Raw genomic sequence first — 19,870 nt, forward strand, 5'->3', positions numbered from 1 at the left:
GAAGCAATACACATGAGCAACTATACGCCACTAAGCGAACTGGGAGAGTTTGGCCTGATCAAACTGATCAAAGACAAAATAGAGGTTAAACACCAGGAATCTACTATAAAAGGAATCGGGGATGATGCAGCTATTATTGAGCCGCAGGAAAAGCAGTTGGTTGTATCAAGCGATATGCTGCTGGAAGGGGTGCATTTTGATTTAACGTTTTGCCCTTTAAAGCACCTGGGGTATAAGGCAGTAGCAGTAAACGTATCGGATATCGCGGCTATGTATGCAAAGCCTACGCAAATAACAGTAAACATTGCCTTGGGTGCCCGCTATACGGTGGAGGCTGTGGAAGAGCTGTACGAAGGAATTAACCTGGCCTGCGAAAACTATAAAGTTGATTTGGTGGGTGGTGACACTACTTCGTCGAGAGCTGGCCTGGTAATTAGTGTAACCGCAATAGGGGAGGTAGCAAAAGGGGAGGCTGTGCAACGAAGTGGCGCACAGGTAAACGACCTGATCTGCGTAACGGGTGACCTTGGAGCTGCTTATTTAGGCCTGCAGATACTGGAGCGTGAGAAGCAGGCTTTTATGGCTAACCCTGAAATGCAGCCCGAGCTGGAAGATAAGCAGTATATTGTAGGTCGTCAGCTGCGACCAGAAGCGCGTATGGATGTGGTGCATGAAATGAAGGATAAGGGCATCAGACCGACTTCTATGATCGATGTATCAGACGGATTGGCTTCCGAACTTTTTCATATCTGTTCACAATCGGGTGTCGGGGCTACTATCTATCGTGAAAACCTGCCGGTGGATGAGCAAACCCTTGAAGCTGCCATGGAGTTTAACCTGGATCCGATTACCTGCATCTTAAACGGTGGCGAAGATTACGAACTCCTCTTCACAGTGCCGCTGGCTGATTACGATAAAATCAAGAATCACCCGGATTTCACTATCATTGGGAAAATAACAGAAGCCAGTGAAGGCATAAACCTGGCTAACAAGCACGGGCAAGCCTTCCCGCTGCAGGCACAAGGGTGGAAGCATTTTTAAAATTAGAGACCCAAGACACAAGACATAAGATTTAGGATAAAAGAAAAAGGGAAGCTTAACGCTTCCCTTTTTCTTTTATATATTTTAGAGGTAATAATATTTAAACAATACTTATGTCAACATCATTATAGCTGGATTTCTTCTAAATAACTTACTTCTTGAGTTTTGAATCTTGTGTCCCCAAAAAATTAATCTTCCGGATAAGGAATAAACACGAAGTTTGTGAAGTTTTCACCGTCTACTACAAAAAGGCAGCAGAATTCATCCGGATCTTTGTAGGCAGCTTTAAACTCTTCTAGTTTTTCGACATCAATCAGTTTACGCTGAATAAAATCCTCAGCATACGAAGCAAAAATATTCCATTCCAAAGCCAGTTCTTCTTTGGCCAGAAAGAGAGAACCTATCGGAACTTCTGTGCGGCTGAAGACGAAGATCGGGTATTCTGATATCTTTCTTTTGCGTACCTGGTAAGCTGCTTCTCTTAAGGTTTCGGCTACTACCACAAAATCTTTGGAAATAGTACCCAGGTATTTTCCATTTAATTCGGGATCGTTTTCCATCTTTTTATTTTATATGCTAAGGCTAAGACAAATATTGATTTTCTTCCGGTAACTGCCTCAAGTTAAATCTGCCGTACTTTAAAGTAACAGGAGCTTGTTTAAACTGTAGGCAACAAAGGTTTAAATCGTGTGGCTTACCTCTTATTTTAAAGTTAACAGAACTATATTTTCTACGTGATGCGTCTGTGGAAACATATCTACGGGCTGTACACGCGTAACGCCATATTTCACAGAAAGTAATTCGAGATCACGGGCCTGTGTGGCTGGGTTGCAGCTAACGTATACAATACGATCGGCCTGCACCTGCAACAGTTTTTCCACCACATCAGGGTGCATGCCTGCCCGAGGCGGGTCCGTTATAATAACATCCGGTTTTCCATGGCGGGCAATCAGGTCGTCTGAAAGAATGTCTTTCATGTCGCCGGCATAAAAGGTCGTGTTACTGATTTCGTTGATCTGCGAATTGATCTTAGCGTCTTCTATAGCACTTGGTACGTATTCGATGCCAATTACTTCTCTGGCCTGCTTTGCTACAAAGTTAGCTATCGTGCCGGCTCCGGTGTAAAGGTCGTATACCAGTTCATTGCCCGTCAGGTTGGCAAACTCGCGGGTTAACCTGTAAAGCTCGTAGGCCTGGTCGGCATTGGTCTGGTAAAAAGATTTGGGCCCCACTCTGAACCTGATGCCCTCCATTTCTTCATGTATATAAGGCAGGCCCTTATAGCAGATCACGTCCAGGTCGTGGAATGTTTCGTTGCCTTTGGCATTTACAACATATTGCAGCGACGTAATCTCCGGAAATGTAGACAAGAGATGGTCCAGGAGGCCGGTAATCGCCTCCTGGTCGTTTTCCCGTACCTGCAGTAATACCATCAGTTCACCTGTGTTGGCAGTACGGATGATCAGGTTACGCAACAGGCCTTCCATTCGTACCAGGTCTCCGAAAACCAAATTGTTTTCTCTGGCATACTTTCTGGCTTCAAGCCTTATATTATTAGAAGGATCTGGCTGCAGGTAGCAGTTCTGGATATCAAGTATCTTGTCGAAGCGGCCAGGAATGTGAAAGCCGAGTACGTTCCGGTCGAACGCAGCACCCGACTTGATCTGTTCATTGGTTAGCCAGCCATTGTTGGAGAAGGTAAACTCCAGTTTATTGCGATAATAGGTGGTTTTAGCAGAGCCCAGAATAGGGTCAAATTCCGGAAGCGGTATTTTGCCGATGCGTTCGAGGTTGTCCTTTACCTGCTTCTGTTTATAATATAGTTGGGTGTCGTAGCCAATATGTTGCCACTTGCAGCCGCCACAAACTCCAAAGTGCTCGCAGAAAGGCTGTATACGAAGTTCAGAATACTCGTGGAAGTGCACCGGAGTAGCTTCCATAAAGTTCTTCTTCTTTTTGGTTACACGCAGGTCTACCACATCGCCAGGGGCAACACCGCCTACGAAAATAACCATGTTGTTGTGGCGCGCCAGGCATTTGCCCTCTGCCGCCATCTCCTCAATCTTAATATGTTCGAGTAGCTCGAATACTTGCTTTTTCTTCTTTTTCACGATGCTGCAAAATTAGTCAAAAATAAGGAGGAGTAATAGCCGGAACTGAATTGTGTTGCGTTTGGCATGGAGGCAGGCTATTCAGGCAGGTGCGTCATACATTTTTTCAGGAATTACTTTACATACGCTTACCTTTGCAGGTGCATCAGTGTTTTGGCTAATGCAAAACAGTTATACCTTATTATGAAAGATAAAGTAATTCTTATAACAGGCGGAACATCAGGTATTGGAAAAGCATGTGCCTTTGCTTTTGGCAGAGCGGGAGCAAAGGTGGCGTTTTCAGGCCGTAACCAGCAAACTTTACAGGAAACCTCCCAGGAACTGGCAGCAGCCGGCATTGATCATCTGGCTATTCAGGCCGATGTGAGTGTGGAGGAACAGTGTGAGCGTATGGTACAGGAAACAGTAGCAAAATATGGCCAGCTTGATATTCTGATGAACAATGCAGGCATTTCGATGCGGGCCTTGTTCCAGGATCTGGACCTGGACGTGATCCGGAAGGTAATGGATATTAATTTCTGGGGAACAGTGTATAGCACTAAGTTTGCTTTACCATATATTATGGCTACAAAAGGTTCTGTTATAGGTATATCTTCTATAGCAGGCTATCGTGGATTACCAGCCCGTACAGGCTATTCGGCCTCTAAATTTGCCATGCATGGTTTCCTGGAAACTCTTCGTACAGAATTGCTTTATAAAGGCGTGCATGTACTGCTGGCTTGCCCGGGTTTTACAGCATCCAACATTCGCAATTCAGCTTTATCCGCTAACGGGCAGCAGCAGGGGGAAACGCCCCGGGAAGAAGAAAAAATGATGAGCGCCGAAGAAGTAGCTGACAGAATTCTGAAAGCAACTATAAAGCGCAAACGAGACTTAGTAATGACTGGCCAGGGAAAAATGGCTGTGTGGGTAAACAAGCTCTTCCCAAGTTTAGCCGACAAACTGGTATATAACGTGATGGCCAAAGAGAAGGACTCTCCGTTGAAATAATTAAAAGATGTCAGATAGTAGACGCTAGGTATTAGATTTTAGATGTTAAGCTTAGGCAAAAGGAGAATTGGTAAAATAAACGAGAGCTAGTATAATGAAGCTTGGGAAAAAAATATTATATCAAACTTTCACCCGCCCATTAGATTGCTCTCACCAAAATCTACTATCTAAACTCTAGTATCTAACATCTATAAGTTAACATCTTTTCAGGGTAGTTCCAGTACATTATTCTTACGGATATAGGCTTTCTGGCCTTTCCATTTAATTTCATACCAGATATCCTGTTCGCCGGTAATGGGCACTTTATGGCCCTGGGAGGTAGTGGCTAACCAGGAAGCACCAGCCGAAGGAGCCGACATAATAGCCACATAGTCGTTTTTGATGATCCCCTCGTTTCCCAGGTTCAGGAAGTTGATGTAGTAAATGATGAAAAGCAGGTAACAGATAAAGCCCGCTTTAAAAGTTTTGCTGAATCTGTAGCCACTGCGCCACCTAAAGGCCATTACAGTAACGGTCACTACCGCTATTATTAACATGAGTTCCAGAATACGCATGTAGTGCTTGCTGAACTGTGTTTTAAAAAACTGCAGGTCGTTGTACTCATAGCCGCTCAACCGGTGTGCCTGTGCCAGTTCTTCCATTTTTTTTAGCACAGAACGGCTGGGTTGTTTTGTATAAAACAAGTGCAGGTAATACATAGCCCCTGTGTAATCTTTTAGGCCTTCTTTTATGTAAGCCATCTTCAGTAGCATTTGAGGGGAGTAAAGTTGTTCTTTTTCCAGGATAGTTTCGTATACCTGGAAAGCATCAGAATATTGCTGAAGATTAAATAAAGAATCTGCCTGCTCAAGCATAATTTTATCTGACTGACTATAAGCAGGTTTAATTAGTGAGAGAGAAAAAAGGAGCAAAAATGCTGTTATTTTGAACCAAAGGTTTTGCATTTAAAAAGATTGCTGTTAATTTTGCATCGCAATTAAGGGAAACGCCCTTAGAGATGCAATTTAGTAAAAAGATTCCGTAGCTCAGCTGGTAGAGCAATACACTTTTAATGTATGGGTCCTGGGTTCGAATCCCAGCGGGATCACAAGCGAAAGAGCCTTTTCAGAAGGAGAGGCTCTTTTATTTTGCCTCAGTTTGCTGTAGTGAAAAAAATAAAAGCTTAAATATTTTGTATATTAAATAAAAGCTTCTACTTTTGCACTCCCAAACAGGAAATAAGTACCGATTCCGTAGCTCAGCTGGTAGAGCAATACACTTTTAATGTATGGGTCCTGGGTTCGAATCCCAGCGGGATCACAAAACAAAAGCCGTCTAAGAGTTACTCTTAAACGGCTTTTGTTTTTTCAGCTAAACCTGGATTTGGCGCCTTTACCTGTTCTGCTTTGTGCCTGCCTCTGTTACTTATTGCTTTAATTTGTATTACAAGGATAAACCAAGTGTATTTCTGGCAATAAGCATAAGAAAACCTTTGCATAGCTTTAAATCTGTTTCTGTGCCTCTCATGGCAGAACCTTGTCTCTTTGTCTTTCACCTACGCAATCGCATCGTTGTTATAAAACGCCGCTAGCTATACCTGTAATTGAGTCCTTCTATAAAGCATAAGATTGCTTGAAGTGCAAGAGTATATAAACTAAAAAGCCCCTGTCAGTGATAATGCAGGGGCTCTCTGTAGAATAAAGATGCTGTGTTCAGGCTTCTGTTTTATACAGCGTTTCAAACATTTTGTACTTGTATTTCGGGTACTCCTTTATAACAGCCACAGCTGCAAACAACGCTACCGCAATTACTACAGGGTAAACAAGAAAAAGAAGCGGGTGCAGCAGTGGCAGAAACAGGAGCCCGACTGTCAGGATTGATATAATACTGAACAGGTAAGATGTTTTGGCTGTAAAGCTCATAATGCCGCCTCTCACGACCTTTGGGCTTACTATGGAAGCAATGATACCAATAGGCGTTAAAGCAAGCACAGAAGCTATATACATGGGTATAATAAAGTAAGCTTTCTCGTGGTTAAACAGTGCCAGGTAAAGCAGTACGATGCCTGCATCCAGCAAAAGGGGTAGCCGGATGGATAGCAGACTTACTTTTACAAAGTCCATATAGTTGCCGCTGGTGCGTTCTGTTGTAAGCCACAGGTTTTTGTAGAAGCCCCATACATTATTGAAGACGTAAGAGTATATAACCAGAGGCCCCATAAATAGCCAGACAGACGGGTTCTTGTCAAAGATGTGTACACCTTTCATGCTAAAAGCGATAGCGTCCATTGCCAGCATAAATGCTTTTAAGACCAAACCGAAAAGTAATAGCTGCTTTGCCATTTTGTGGTTGGTGAAAAGCCTCCAGCCCAAGCCTCTGCGTGCATCCTGACTATAGTTAACCGTTCTGCGCTTCGGCTCCAGGGCAGCCTGCTCCAGCAGGTAGTTAGATACCAAAAAGAATGCCGCCGCTACAAGATGTACCCCCAGGTAAGGCCATGAGGCAGCAGGTTCGAACATAGGGCTGCGAGCCTGTACAGCCAGGAATGCGCCGGCCATAACTGCTGCAGATAAAAAGTTAATGCTTCGCCATTGAATCTTTCTTTCGATGATTACCTGGAAAGAGCGTTTGGTAATATGTGCTGTAAGTAATACAGTGATGCTCTGCAGCAAGTGTAGGAAACTATACGCAGGCGACATCATGAAAAGAATCAGGAAGAAGTTGGCCAGCACAAAATAGAATGGAGAGGCCAGTTCAACCACCAGCTCAACCCAGAATTTCTGAAATGCTTTTACGGGGTATAACCTATGAATAAATTCAGTTTTAGGTATATAAGCCGGGAAAAAACCGCGCAGTATGGTAATAGCCAGTATAAGCAGGTTTGCGTAGCTGATTACTTTAGCTGCTGTTAAATCTATGTCCCCTTGCTGAGCCTGTAAAAGCAGAAAAGAAAAAAGCCAACTGTAAAAACCTGAGGCTATAATGCCTAATCCTAGCAGAAGTGACCGTTGTAATCTCTTCTGCCGAAAGTAACTGCTCAGCTTTGCTTTGCAGGAATATAATACTAATTCCATAGTAAAGTAGTAAGTGAAGCGTTTCTACCTAAACCCTCAGCCAGTAAAACTAGTTCAGCATCCAGTCTATGTCTGCTTCTGTATTATGGTGTGGTAGCAATAGCTGGAACAGGGCCTGGTCGATCAGGTTTTCGCCGTTCATCGTAAACTCCTGTACTGAGCCGTGGTACATCAGCTGCCCGTCGTTAAGCACGCCTATATGCGTGGCAACTTTCTCAACGTAGTTCAGGTCATGAGAGGAGATAAGTATAACCCTGTTCGGGTTCTGATAGTTGCGGATAAGCTGCACCAGGAGTTGGGCGGCAATAGGGTCTAAGCCTGTAAAAGGTTCGTCAAGAATAAGAATGCTAGGTTTATGCAGCATGGCAGCCGCAATACCTACCTTCTTTTTCATGCCGGTAGAATAGCCTGCAATGTTCTTATGCAGAGACTCCGTTTCAGAGAAAAAATATCTTGTAAGGCTGGAAATACGCTGTTCGGCTTCAGGCTGAGGCAAGTGGTATAATTTGGCCACAAAATTAAGATACTCTAAACCTGAAAACTCTTCTATCAGCGGATTGTCTTCGCATAAAGCGCCTAAGTCCTGCTTTATAGTTATGTTATCAGAAATATAGTCTTTTCCTAATAATCGAATTGAGCCTGCATCCGGTTTAATTAGATCAAGAATACAATTTAAAAAAGTGCTTTTACCCACTCCGTTTTTACCTAACAGGCAGTAACATTGGCCTTTTTCAATGTTGATATCAAGTTCCTGGAGAACTTTCTTCTTACCAAATGTTTTGGTTAAACCTTTTATTTGTATACCCATATAGTTATATATTCCTGAGGTGTATTGCTTGATCAAGAATTGTATTCCGATAATAAAGTTAAGCTTTAGCTTTGGAAAGTCCTAACAGGAGAAGCTAAAATATATTCAGTCTATTCTTTCTTTTTGTTCTTTTTTAAAAGCTTCAAGCTATAAGAAGAGCAACATCAAAGCCTGTACAGAAGGTTTCTGCTTAGCTGATAAGTTTTATAACCGCTTTATTATGAATGTATTAAAAGATAAATGAGACACAAGCTGACTAAAGTCATAAAGGGTTATTGTATTTAGGTTAGTCTAAAAATAAATTTTAAATATTTAAAACATATTATTAATGTTGTTTCGTACCTTGTTTAGGTGCAGCTAATTCGATGCGTATGAAACAATATTATCTACTTATAATAATGCTGGTTTACCCGATTGTTTTGAGTGCCCAGCACGGGCGCTTGCAGGGGACAGTTACAACTGCAAAGGGTGCTGTGGCTTATGCAAATGTTGGGCTATCAAATACAACGTTAGGCGCAAGTACTGATAGAGCAGGAAAATTCACAATCGATCAAGTTCCGGAGGGCACTCATACCTTAAAAGTAAAGGCAATGGGATCGCCTCGTTTTAAAGAACTGGAAGTACAAGTTAAAGCGGGGGAGGTGACGGAAGTGCAGGTGGTGTTGCCGGAGAGTCTTACGGAACTGCAGGAAGTAGTAGTTTCGGGTACAATGCGTGAGACGTTCCTGTCTGAGTCAACGGTTCCTGTTGAGGTGTATACTCCAAAATACTTTTTAAAGAATCCTACACCCTCCCTTTTTAATGCGTTGGAAATAGTGAATGGCGTGCAGCCCCAGCTAAACTGTAATGTTTGTGGCACTGGCGACATACATATCAATGGAATGGAAGGAGCCTATACAATGGTATTGATCGATGGCATGCCCATTGTAAGTGCTCTGTCAACAGTTTATGGTTTAAGTGGTATTCCTAACAGCCTGGTGGAGAGGGTGGAAGTGGTAAAAGGCCCGGCTTCGACTTTGTATGGTTCTGAAGCGGTAGCAGGGCTTATTAACATAATTACCAAAAGCCCTTTAACTGCTCCTGTAGCTACGGCGGATGTGTTCTATACATCTCACCAAGAATTATCTGCAGATATTGGTTTTAGTAAACGGTTTACAAAAGCTTCTTCTCTGGTGAGTGCGAATTATTACCGCTTTTCGGATAGGAGGGATGTAAACGGCGATAACTTTACGGATGTGCCTTTGCAGCATCGTATTTCTCTTTTTAATAAATGGAGTTTGAACAGGCCAGGTAATAAAGTGGCCAGTCTGGCTGTACGCTATTACTACGAAGACAGGTTTGGGGGTGAACTGCAATGGACTCCGGCCCACAGGGGAGGAGATGAGGTGTATGGTGAATCTGTTTATACAAGACGCCTTGAAGTACTGGGTGCTTACCAGATGCCCGGAGCCGAGCATGTAATGCTGAACTATTCCTTTAACGATCATGACCAGAATGCCGCTTATGGTGCAGAAGCATTTAAGGCAAGACAAAAGGTTCTTTTCGGGCAGTTGGTCTGGAGTAAAGCTATCGGAGATAGGCATAACTTTTTAGCAGGTACTGCCCTCCGCTATACCTTTTACGATGATAATACACCGGCAACCCAATCAGCTGTTGCGCACCAGCCGGAGAACGAGCCAGTGCACACCCTGCTGCCTGGCCTTTTTCTGCAGGACGAATGGAATGTTTCTGCTGCCACCACACTGCTTACGGGACTGCGGTATGACTATAACTCAGAGCATGGCAGCATTTTTACGCCCAGAATCAACCTGAAATGGAGCCCCAACCAGCAAAGCAGCTGGCGTTTCAGTTTAGGCAATGGGTACAGAGTGGTTAATCTTTTTACAGAAGATCATGCGGCGCTCACCGGTGCAAGAGAAGTGGTTGTAAAGGAGGAGCTAAAACCAGAGCGGTCTTATAATGCAAATGTAAACTATCAACACTTTATTAATATGGCAGCGGGTTATATGCAGCTGCAGGCAAGTGTCTTTTATACTTATTTTACTAATAAGATTGTGGCAGATTTTCTGACAGACAATAATCTTATATTGTATGATAACTTAAGCGGCTATGCCATTTCCAAGGGTGTCGCGTTAGATGCAGAAATGAGGTTTAATTTCCCTTTCCGGTTAAATGCCGGTCTTACCTTAATGGATGTGTACCAGGTGCAGGCATCGGAGGTAAAGGCAAAAGAAAGAATACCTCAGCTACATGCTCCTGCTGTATCAGCTACATTTGCAGCTTCCTACGAGCTGAAAGGAGCTGGCCTTTCGGTAGATTATACCGGGAGTATCAGAGGGCCGATGCGCTTGCCTGTGCAGGAAAATGATTTCAGGCCTGCCAAGTCGCCCTGGTTTACATTGCAGCATGTGCAGCTCACAAAACTGCTTGGCAATGGCGTTGAGGTATATGGAGGTATAAAGAACATTTTTAATTTTATGCCGAAGCACCCCCTGATGCGCCCCTTTGATCCTTTTGATAAAGAGGTGGAGGTAAATAACCCCTATAACTATAGTTTCGATACAGAGTATAATTACGCTCCTTTACAGGGCAGGAGGTTATTTATGGGTTTGAGGTATACTTTGCTTAACTAGAAACGGTTAAAATGCTGATTAACAGAGATAGTGATAATTGAATGAAAAAATGCACTGTAAAGCAGGTTTGCTGCATTGCAAATGTCATAACCGCTTGCTACTTTTGCATCCACCAATTCAATCTGCGCACGTGGTGAAATTGGTAGACACGCCATCTTGAGGGGGTGGTGCCTTCGGGTGTGGGAGTTCGAATCTCCCCGTGCGCACATTTCCTTAAAAGCCCTGTTTTAAATAACAGGGCTTTTTTATTATATTGTGCTGTAAATAGACTCCCCAGTTTAAGTTTAGCTCCGAAGTTCTTTCAAAAGTGTAAAAAAGACGTTGCACCTTGAATTTTAGCTTCATAAACAGGTACAAATGAAAAAGAAGAAGCTTTCTATCCGCGATATTGCCAGTCAATTAAATATTTCAATTACAACAGTATCCTTTATTCTGAATGGCAAAGCCAAGGAGAAGCGGATTAGTGAAGACCTGACCAACAAGGTGCTGAACCTGGTAAAGGAAGTTGGTTATAAGCCAAACCAGATTGCCCAGAGCTTGCGCACAGGCAAGACCAAAATTATTGGCCTGATGGTGGAAGATATTTCCAATGTCTTTTTTTCTAACGTTGCCCGCCTGATAGAAGAAAATGCCCATAAAAAAGGCTACAAAATTATCTACTGTAGTACTGAGAATAACCCTGAAAAAGCAAGAGAGCTTATAAACATGTTCCGGGACTGGAACATAGATGGCTACATTATTACACCACCGGCAGGTATCGAAGATGAAATCCAGTCGTTAATCAGCGACAATTATCCTGTGATTTTATTTGACCGTTACTACACTAATTTAAAGACAAATTATGTGGTGATTGATAATTATGAAAGCACCTATCGGGCCATCACGCACTTGATTGAACAAGGTTATAAAGATATCGCTTTCATTACCTTAGATTCACGCCAGTCACAAATGGAAGAGCGCTTGAGAGGCTACAAAAAAGCGTTGGCAGACCACAAGCTGAAGCCCTATGTTAAAAGGCTTGCCTTTGATGAGTCTAAAGAAAAGAATGTACAGCAGATTGCCTCCTACCTTAAAAAGCAATCTGAAGTAGACGCCATATTTACGGCAACAAACTATATTGGTACCTGGGGAATTGAGGCTATTCAGAACCTGGATACGAAAGGTAAAGGCAGATATGGGTTAGCCTCTTTCGATGACCATGATATTTTTAAACTCTATAATCCTCCTATTACAGCTGTAGCACAGCCCGTAGAAGAAATTTCGCAAGCCGTTATTAAAATGGTGCTTGATCAGTTAGAAGATTCCTCCAAAGCAAAAGCCGTTGAGACGATTACACTACCCGCAAAACTTATTGTGCGAGGCTCAAGCTTGAGCAGAACTGATTTGGATGTGGTGATATGAAATTGTTCTTGAATGATTAAATGCTAACAAAAAAAAGAAAGAACTATTGAAATTTAAAAATCAATATATATATTTAGGTCGGAAATAAGTAATTGCTCACATTAAAAAATTACTTGTTGCAAAACATTTAATATTAAGAATATTACTTGGAAAATAGAGAAGTTATTTTTAATATTGATGAAGCACTTTGTTTATTATTAGAATAAATTTAATGTATAAGTTACTTATGCAGATTCAATTTTTAATAGAAAAATAGAAATTTGGCATTAATAATCAGGGTTTTTTGCTAAATCGTTTTTATCAAAATTGAAATGTACTGTGTCTGGTACTGCTGCTTATAAAATAGTTTTTGCCAGACTGTAAATACTTAAATAAATCTTCTGGATTGTTGTTGAAAGCTTGCTAAATCGTTTTAAAAAATTTAGACGAAAGATCCAGGGCAGTTTTATCATAGGCAGCTTGTTGAATTAGTTGAAGATATCTTTGATTTAGCAAGAGGTTTAGGGTGATATTTATGAAACTTAATAATTAATTTTTTATATGAAACGAGGACTACTAATTGAAAACCTGCTGGGCAGTGTGAAGGGGAAAGGGCGGATACTCGGTATTAGCGCGCTTTCTCTGTCACTGTGTACAGGTTTATCCTCCCCGGCTTCTGCAGCCAGAGGAGAGAATTCAGGGGATAACTCTCTGATTTCAGCTTACACGTCATTGCCTGATGGTGCTGTGAAGCGGCAGGAGATGGAAGTGAAAGGCCGTATTACAGATAAAACAGGTGGGCCTCTGCCTGGAGCTTCTGTCAGTGTAAAAGGTACTACTACAGGTACAGTTACAAATGCTAATGGAGAGTATACAATTAGTGTTCCAAGTAACACTAGTGTTCTGGTAATCTCTTATATAGGCTTTATAACACAGGAGGTTCCTGTTAATTCAAGGGCTTCTATTAATGTTGTGCTTGCTGAAGATGCAGCCGCTTTAAGTGAAGTTGTGGTGGTTGGTTATGGTTCGCAAAGAAGAGAGGAAATTACTTCGGCTGTAAGTAATGTAACGCAAGAGGATTTTAGACAATCTGGGGCTAGAAATGCCTTAGATTTAGTGCAGGGTAAGATTCCTGGTTTAGCTATTACCAGAACGGGTGGCTCAAATCCAAACTCAGGTGTAAATATACAACTAAGGGGAGCTGGTTCTGTAAGTGCTAGTACTGCTCCTCTGATCGTAATTGATGGTATACCAGGAGGTAACTTAGATCTGTTGCAGCAGGATGACATAGAATCGATTAGTGTATTACGTGATGGGTCTGCTGCTGCTATTTACGGTACGCGTGCTAATGGGGGTGTGATTTTAGTTACAACTAAAAAAGGAAAACCCGGTCAGGCTAGGTTTGATTACAATACTTACTTTAGAAGAGAGTATGTAAGAGACCGAGCTGACTTCATGAACGCAGATCAGTATCGCCAAAAAATTGCAGAAGGCCTAATAAGTGCAACAAATGATTATGGGCATTCAACAGATTTTTATGATTTGTTGATAAATAAAAGTAATCTAAGTCAGTACCATAATATGCAATTATCAGGTGGTGGTGATAATACAAACTATAGCGCGAGTGTTTATTATCAGGATTTGCAAGGTATTGCTAAAGAGAATGGAAGGAAGCAATATGGCGGAAGAATCAACTTAAATCACAGTGGATTAAATGATCGCTTAACTGCACAGCTAATTTTGTCGACAAACTTTAATAATGCAAATTTATTAGGTGGCGGCGGCTGGGAAGGTTCTCTAATTAGAAATCCTACCCAATCAGTTTATAACCCTGATGGATCTTTTTATTTTGAGCAAACAAGTACAAACGAAGTTGCCAGATTAGAACAAGAAACTAACAGAAGACAGCAACAAACTACTGCTGCAAGTGCATCCGTAGGTTTAGAACTTATGAAAGGTTTAAAAGCTTCAATGTTTGCAGGTGTACAACGCAACAGCTATATAGACGGTGCGTACAGAGAACTCGCTTCAGAATACTCTTTAGAGAATGATATTTTTAGAGGTGGTGGATATGCTTCTAGAAATACCTTTTTAGGAGTCGACTATGTATTCGAACCAACTATTCAGTTTGATAGAATTCTGGCTAACAATCATCATATTAACGCTGTAGGTGGTTATAGTTACCAATATGCAGTTTCTGAGAGTTTTAATGCTTTTAACCTTGGTTTTGTAAATGATGTTTTCAGGGAAAATAACATAGGTACAGGAAACCAACTTGGTTTAGGTAAAGCAGGTATGGGTAGTAGTAAAGCTGATAATACTCTAATTGCGTTCTTTGGTCGATTCAACTATTCTTTCATGGATAAATATATGTTGTCCTTAATATACAGGAGGGAAGGGTCATCAAGATTTGGAGCAAACAATAAGTGGGGCGATTTCCCGGCTGTTTCTGCCGGTTGGAATATTAGCAAGGAGAGCTTTATGGAAAGTGTCACTTTTGTGAACAACTTAAAACTTAGAGCTGGCTTTGGTGTGACTGGAAATCAGGGATTCAGTAATTATGTTTCACTTGTAACGTTAGGCGGTGGCGGTTTATACATCAATCCGGATGGTGTTTGGCGGCAAACCTATGGACCTGATAAAAACCCCAACCCAGATTTAAAGTGGGAAAGAAAAGGAGAATTTAATGCAGGTATTGATTTTAGTGTACTAAATAATAGACTAAGTGGTACGATTGATGTATTTAAAAGAAATACAACAGATTTAGTTTATAATTACACCTCACAGTTGCCTCCATTTATCAGAGAGACAATAACTACTAACGTAGGTGAAATTGCCAATAAAGGTATTGAAATAGGATTAAGTGCTGTTGCAATCAAGAAGAACGATTTTAGATGGAATATAGATGCAACTGCAAGTACAGTGAGTAACAAGTTTGTAACTTTCTCTAATGATATCTATAAGCAGCAGCAAATCATGACAGGTGATATTGGTGGATATGGAGCTTTGGGTAACGCAATAAGACTTGATGAGGGGGGAGCAGTTGGTAATTTTTATGGCGCTCGTTTTGCAGGTTTTGATGAAAATGGCAAATGGTTATTTTATAAACGTGATGGTTCACAAGTTCCATTCAGTCAATTAAATAGATCAATTGATCCAAATGTGTCTGATCTTGCTATTATAGGAAACGGAATGCCTAAATACCTTGCCTCGATGACTCACGATTTTGGCTATAAAAACTGGGGGCTAAGGGTATTTTTGAGAGGCCGTTTCGATTACGATATTTTGAATAGAAGAGAAATGGCTTACGGTAATAAGACTGCCTTACCTAACAACCTATTAAATAGTGCCTTCACCAGACATGCTCAATTAAATGATACATATCAGTATTCTGATTACTATCTAGAACCAGGAGATCATGTGAAGCTGGATGAAGTAACTTTGAGTTATAATTTTAAATTGAATACATCCTATATCAGAAATCTTAGATTATATGCTACAGGAGCAAATTTGGCTACATTTACTAAATATACAGGAAATGATCCTGACTTTGTAAGTGATACAGGATTAGCTCCTGGTATGGATACTCGTGATCCTTATCCAAATACAAGGTCCATATTAGTCGGTCTAAACGTAGGATTTTAAAAACTAATATAATGAAGCGAATAAATAAATTTTTTAAAATAGCAGTACTAGCAGTGCCTCTTTTTGCAATAAATGCTTGCACTGATTTAGAAGAAAATGTGTATAGTAGCTTAACTACTAATAACTTCTATAACAATAAAAATGAAGTAATTTCTGCTGTTCTGAGACCTTACACCCATGCAAACGCTTGGTCTACCCCGGGGCAGAACGGTTGGTGGCGAGTAAGTGAACTTTCTGCGGATCAACTAGCTTGGCCTGTAAAAGGACGACATGGGCAAGATGGAGGTGAGTGGATTCGCCTACATTATCATACTACAACACCCGATGATGATTCATCTTGGAATCCTTGGAGGTTGATGTGGTGGGGCTTAGGCCTCTGTACAGATCCAATCGAAAACCTTGAGAAAAGGAGTATCGCTGAAATGGGCCTTACACAAGTTGAGAAAGACGCCTTTGTTGCCGAGTTAAGACTACTGAGAGCTTTCCACTATTTAAAACTAATGGATCTTTATGGTAATATTCCTATCGTTACAAAAGTAGGGGAACCAATAAGTCCACCTACACAGCCAAGAGCAGAGGTGTTCAAATTTATTGAGCAGGAGATTTTAGAGAATATAAATAAAGCGCCTAAATTATCTTCTGCTATGGTAGGTCGTATGTCTCAGGCGGGTGCTTATGCCATGCTAGTGGAATTATATTTAAACGCAGAAAAATGGACTGGAACTCCACGTTGGGACGATGCCATTTCTGCTGCAAATAAGCTTATCTCTGGCGAAGCTGGCGGACAAACAGGAGCGGCGTCTCTTGATGATAATATCCTAGATACTTATAAACCAACAAATAACTTATCGAAGGAAATTTTGTTCTCAATTGCCTATGAATTTCAAGTAGCTAACTTTCAACCTTCATGGCCTGGAGACTTCTATCACTTCGATCAAAGACACATCTATGGAGGGGCTAGAAATGGTAATGATGGCGTAGTTGTGATTCCTGGAGTTTATGATAAATTTAAAGACAATGATAAGAGGAAAAAAGAGTGGCTCTTAATTGGGCCTCAAATGCGTTACGATGATCCAACTAAGCCTGTTATTGCTCAAGGTGGAAACGAATATCATAATCAGCCACTTGTTTTTGTTGATAACATCAGAAGAAACCGAGTAGCAGAGCAGAATGGAACAGATCCTGAGTTACTTCCATCAGATATGACGCAAGGTGAAGAAAACAGTGGTGTAAGATTCAATAAATATAAATTAGGAGCTTCTACAGATCCAAAATATAATAGTACTGACTGGGCAATTTATAGATTGTCTTGGGTGTATTTTGCTAAAGCTGAAGCTCTTATGAGAAAGAATGGAGGGGCCGCTACTGCAGAGGCTGTCGAATTAATTAATCAGGTAAAGCAGAGAGCTTTTGATCCAGCTGATTGGGAGAATGAAAAGTATACAACTGCAACCCTTACTTTAGATGAATTATTAGCTGAAAGAGGTAGAGAGTTTATATTTGAGGGATTCCGTCGTCAGGACCTGATTCGATTTGGGAAGTTTACTACTGCTTCATGGTGGGATCACCAGCCATCGGATCCAACAAAGGAGTTGTTCCCAATCCCAAGACGTCAAACTTCGCTTAACCCTAACCTGAAACAGAATCCAGGTTATAATTAATAGCTTATTAACCTACAACTCTAAAATCTTTTGGAGTTGTAGGTTTTTTTATAAAAGCTAAACAAGTATTTTTTTTAGCTTTTATCATTACATAACCAAGCTTTCATAACAGTACCTTTTGTAAGTTTACAGGTAATTAATATTATTACTACAAAATATATTACTTCATCTTTCTACTCCAGGTAAATGAAAAAAACGTTCATTTATATTTTCTTGCTACTTTCTTCTGCGGTATCTGCTCAAACTAATATAGTTGGTAAGGTAACCGATCCTGTTGAATGGATTAACCCTTTAATGGGAACAGACTCAAAGCCGAGCCTTTCAAACGGTAATACATATCCCACCATCGCATTGCCTTGGGGCATGAACTTCTGGATGCCGCAAACAGGCACCATGGGGAATGGTTGGGCTTATACCTATGCTTCTGATAAGATCAGAGGCTTTAAACAGACACATCAACCTTCTCCCTGGATGAACGACTATGGTCAGTTTGTGATCATGCCTGTTACTGGTAAGATCAAATTTAACCAGGACGACCGGGCGAGTTGGTTTTCGCATAAAGCTGAAATAGCTAAACCGTATTATTATAGTGTATACCTGGCCGATCATGATGTAACAACAGAAATTACACCTACAGAACGTGCAGCGCAATTCAGATTTACTTTTCCTCAAAATGATAGCTCTTTTATCGTAATCGATGCTCTTGATAAAGGATCTTATGTAAAGGTTATACCTGGTCAAAATAAAATTGTAGGATACACTACCAAAAATGCCCGCAGCAACCCAAAGAACTTCAAGAATCACTTTGTGATTTATATTGATAAACCTTTTACCCTCTCTCATACCTGGAGTGGTAACAAGCTGGAAAAAGGCAAGCAGGAGATGAATGCCGACCATGCTGGTGCCATCGTTGGCTTTAAAACCAAAAAAGGGGAGCAGGTGCATCTGCGTGTTGCGTCTTCTTTTATCAGCCTGGAGCAGGCAGAGCTGAACCTTAAGAGAGAACTGGCTTCCGATGATTTTAACACCACACAACGTAAAGCCAAAGACATCTGGAACAAAACCCTTAGCAGAATAGCTGTGGAAGGAGGTACCGAGGAACAGATTCGCACTTTTTATTCCTGCTTATACCGTACCCTGTTCTTCCCGCATAAGATGTATGAACTGGATGCCAACAATAAGATTGTACACTACAGCCCATATACCGGTGAAACACTGCCAGGCTATCGGTTTGCCGGTACTGGTTTCTGGGACACTTTCAGAGCGCTATACCCATTCCTGAACCTGGCATTTCCTTCTATTAATAAAGAGATGCAGGAGGGGCTAATCAACGACTACAAAGAAGGTGGCTGGTTGCCTGAGTGGTCCAGCCCTGGTTATGCCGATATTATGGTGGGAAATAACTCTGCTTCTGTTGTGGCCGATGCTTATGTAAAAGGATTGAGGGGCTATGATATTGAAAAGCTTTATGAAGCTTTAGTTCACGGCGCCAATAATGAAGGCCCAATCACAGCCATCGGGCGTAAGGGAGTTGAATACTATAACAAGTTAGGCTATGTGCCTTATGATGTAAAAATTAACGAGAATGCAGCCCGTACCCTGGAATATGCCTACGATGACTTTGCTATTTACCAGCTGGCAAAAGCTTTGAACAAGCCTCAGGCTGAAATCGATTTATATGCCAAGAGAAGTCAGAACTACCGCAACCTGTTCGATCCTTCCACAGGGTTAATGCGTGGCAAAAACCAGGATGGTAAATTCCAATCTCCGTTTAACCCATTTAAGTGGGGCGATGCTTTTACAGAAGGGAACAGCTGGCACTATAGCTGGTCTGTATTTCATGATGTGCAGGGCCTTGTAGATCTGATGGGTGGAAGTAAAAACTTTGTAGCTAAACTGGATTCTGTATTTACGTTGCCTCCTGTTTTCGATGACAGCTACTACGGCGGCGTGATACATGAAATTCGTGAGATGCAGATTGCGAACATGGGGCAGTATGCGCACGGCAACCAGCCGATTCAGCACATGATCTACTTGTATAACTTTGCCGGTGAGCCTTGGAAAACGCAGTATTGGGTAAGAGAGACCATGAACCGCATGTATAAGCCTACTCCGGATGGCTACTGTGGAGACGAAGACAACGGGCAGACTTCTGCCTGGTATGTGTTCTCGGCATTAGGTTTTTACCCGGTTTGCCCGGCTACCGACCAATATGTGGTAGGAGCACCTTTATTTAAGAAGGTAACGCTCACACTGGAGAATGGTAAAAAGCTAGAGATAGAAGCTCCCAAGAATAGCGACCAAAACCTGTACGTGCAAAGCATGCGTGTGAATGGAAAGAAGTATGAAAAGAACTGGCTTTCGCATGAAAACTTAATGAAAGGTGCGAAAATACAGTTTGATATGGGTGCTGAGCCGAATACGAAACGTGGTACTGAGAAAGATGCTTTCCCATACTCATTCTCAAACCAGGAGTCAAAATAAAACTGTAACAGTAAGCTGCTTCAAAATAGCAGCAGCTTACTGTTACTGCCTATTGCTTTAAAAT

General features: G+C 41.5%; 12 protein-coding genes and 3 tRNA genes. 10 read left to right on the top strand and 5 right to left on the bottom strand.

Annotated features, from left to right (window positions below; genetic code table 11):
• Positions 1 to 12 precede the first annotated feature (12 nt).
• Positions 13 to 1,041, top strand: a complete 1,029-nt coding sequence (gene thiL / locus C1N53_RS01415; RefSeq protein ID WP_137757629.1) for a thiamine-phosphate kinase — start codon at positions 13 to 15, stop codon at positions 1,039 to 1,041.
• Positions 1,042 to 1,229: 188 nt separating this feature from the next.
• Here thiL and C1N53_RS01420 read toward each other — a convergent pair whose 3' ends face one another.
• A complete protein-coding gene (locus C1N53_RS01420; RefSeq protein ID WP_137757630.1) occupies positions 1,230 to 1,601 on the bottom strand; it encodes a hypothetical protein in 372 nt (123 codons plus the stop codon).
• Positions 1,602 to 1,742: 141 nt separating this feature from the next.
• Entirely contained in the window at positions 1,743 to 3,155 is a 1,413-nt protein-coding gene (gene rlmD, locus C1N53_RS01425; RefSeq protein WP_137757631.1) for a 23S rRNA (uracil(1939)-C(5))-methyltransferase RlmD, read from the bottom strand.
• Between the two features lie 180 nt (positions 3,156 to 3,335).
• Here rlmD and C1N53_RS01430 point away from each other — a divergent pair, with 180 nt between their 5' ends.
• Positions 3,336 to 4,142 (top strand): SDR family oxidoreductase, encoded by an 807-nt coding sequence (locus tag C1N53_RS01430; RefSeq protein ID WP_137757632.1) that lies wholly within the window; start codon positions 3,336 to 3,338, stop codon positions 4,140 to 4,142.
• Between the two features lie 206 nt (positions 4,143 to 4,348).
• Here C1N53_RS01430 and C1N53_RS01435 read toward each other — a convergent pair whose 3' ends face one another.
• Positions 4,349 to 4,996: an SH3 domain-containing protein gene (locus C1N53_RS01435; protein WP_240773345.1), complete on the bottom strand. Its 648-nt coding sequence runs from the start codon at positions 4,994 to 4,996 to the stop codon at positions 4,349 to 4,351.
• 160 nt (positions 4,997 to 5,156) lie between these two features.
• Here C1N53_RS01435 and C1N53_RS01440 point away from each other — a divergent pair.
• Positions 5,157 to 5,229 (top strand) — tRNA-Lys (locus tag C1N53_RS01440).
• Positions 5,230 to 5,368: 139 nt separating this feature from the next.
• Positions 5,369 to 5,441: transfer RNA gene (locus C1N53_RS01445), tRNA-Lys, on the top strand.
• A 392-nt stretch (positions 5,442 to 5,833) separates the two neighbouring features.
• Here C1N53_RS01445 and C1N53_RS01450 read toward each other — a convergent pair.
• Positions 5,834 to 7,195 carry a hypothetical protein gene (locus tag C1N53_RS01450; RefSeq protein ID WP_137757634.1) on the bottom strand — a complete coding sequence of 454 codons (1,362 nt, stop codon included), beginning with the start codon at positions 7,193 to 7,195 and terminating at the stop codon, positions 5,834 to 5,836.
• 49 nt (positions 7,196 to 7,244) lie between these two features.
• Complete coding sequence (locus C1N53_RS01455; protein WP_137757635.1) at positions 7,245 to 8,003, bottom strand: ABC transporter ATP-binding protein; 759 nt, start codon at positions 8,001 to 8,003, stop codon at positions 7,245 to 7,247.
• Between the two features lie 371 nt (positions 8,004 to 8,374).
• Between C1N53_RS01455 and C1N53_RS01460 the strand changes: the two genes are divergently transcribed.
• The 6 genes from C1N53_RS01460 to C1N53_RS01485 all read left to right on the top strand — a co-directional run bounded on the left by C1N53_RS01460 (position 8,375) and on the right by C1N53_RS01485 (position 19,806).
• Positions 8,375 to 10,636 (top strand): TonB-dependent receptor, encoded by a 2,262-nt coding sequence (locus tag C1N53_RS01460; RefSeq protein WP_137757636.1) that lies wholly within the window; start codon positions 8,375 to 8,377, stop codon positions 10,634 to 10,636.
• Between the two features lie 124 nt (positions 10,637 to 10,760).
• Positions 10,761 to 10,842, top strand: a tRNA-Leu gene (locus C1N53_RS01465).
• Positions 10,843 to 10,993: 151 nt separating this feature from the next.
• Positions 10,994 to 12,037: a LacI family DNA-binding transcriptional regulator gene (locus C1N53_RS01470; RefSeq protein ID WP_137757637.1), complete on the top strand. Its 1,044-nt coding sequence runs from the start codon at positions 10,994 to 10,996 to the stop codon at positions 12,035 to 12,037.
• Positions 12,038 to 12,616: 579 nt separating this feature from the next.
• Positions 12,617 to 15,661 (top strand): SusC/RagA family TonB-linked outer membrane protein, encoded by a 3,045-nt coding sequence (locus C1N53_RS01475; RefSeq protein WP_240773346.1) that lies wholly within the window; start codon positions 12,617 to 12,619, stop codon positions 15,659 to 15,661.
• 11 nt (positions 15,662 to 15,672) lie between these two features.
• A complete protein-coding gene (locus tag C1N53_RS01480) occupies positions 15,673 to 17,322 on the top strand; it encodes a RagB/SusD family nutrient uptake outer membrane protein (protein WP_206077604.1) in 1,650 nt (549 codons plus the stop codon).
• A gap of 186 nt (positions 17,323 to 17,508) precedes the next feature.
• On the top strand, positions 17,509 to 19,806 hold the full coding sequence (locus C1N53_RS01485) for a GH92 family glycosyl hydrolase (RefSeq protein ID WP_137757639.1): 2,298 nt from the start codon (positions 17,509 to 17,511) through the stop codon (positions 19,804 to 19,806).
• Positions 19,807 to 19,870: the final 64 nt, after the last annotated feature.

It is taken from the genome of Pontibacter sp. SGAir0037, from assembly GCF_005491705.1.
GTDB lineage: Bacteria > Bacteroidota > Bacteroidia > Cytophagales > Hymenobacteraceae > Pontibacter.

What these genes read in the sequence shown, in the direction of transcription:
- thiL (WP_137757629.1), top strand. Translation starts at nt 13, where the DNA reads ATGAGCAACTATACGCCACTAAGCGAACTGGGAGAGTTTGGCCTGATC.
- C1N53_RS01420 (WP_137757630.1), bottom strand. Translation starts at nt 1,601, where the DNA reads ATGGAAAACGATCCCGAATTAAATGGAAAATACCTGGGTACTATTTCC.
- C1N53_RS01430 (WP_137757632.1), top strand. Translation starts at nt 3,336, where the DNA reads ATGAAAGATAAAGTAATTCTTATAACAGGCGGAACATCAGGTATTGGA.
- C1N53_RS01435 (WP_240773345.1), bottom strand. Translation starts at nt 4,996, where the DNA reads ATGCTTGAGCAGGCAGATTCTTTATTTAATCTTCAGCAATATTCTGAT.
- C1N53_RS01450 (WP_137757634.1), bottom strand. Translation starts at nt 7,195, where the DNA reads ATGGAATTAGTATTATATTCCTGCAAAGCAAAGCTGAGCAGTTACTTT.
- C1N53_RS01455 (WP_137757635.1), bottom strand. Translation starts at nt 8,003, where the DNA reads ATGGGTATACAAATAAAAGGTTTAACCAAAACATTTGGTAAGAAGAAA.
- C1N53_RS01460 (WP_137757636.1), top strand. Translation starts at nt 8,375, where the DNA reads ATGAAACAATATTATCTACTTATAATAATGCTGGTTTACCCGATTGTT.
- C1N53_RS01470 (WP_137757637.1), top strand. Translation starts at nt 10,994, where the DNA reads ATGAAAAAGAAGAAGCTTTCTATCCGCGATATTGCCAGTCAATTAAAT.
- C1N53_RS01480 (WP_206077604.1), top strand. Translation starts at nt 15,673, where the DNA reads ATGAAGCGAATAAATAAATTTTTTAAAATAGCAGTACTAGCAGTGCCT.
- C1N53_RS01485 (WP_137757639.1), top strand. Translation starts at nt 17,509, where the DNA reads ATGAAAAAAACGTTCATTTATATTTTCTTGCTACTTTCTTCTGCGGTA.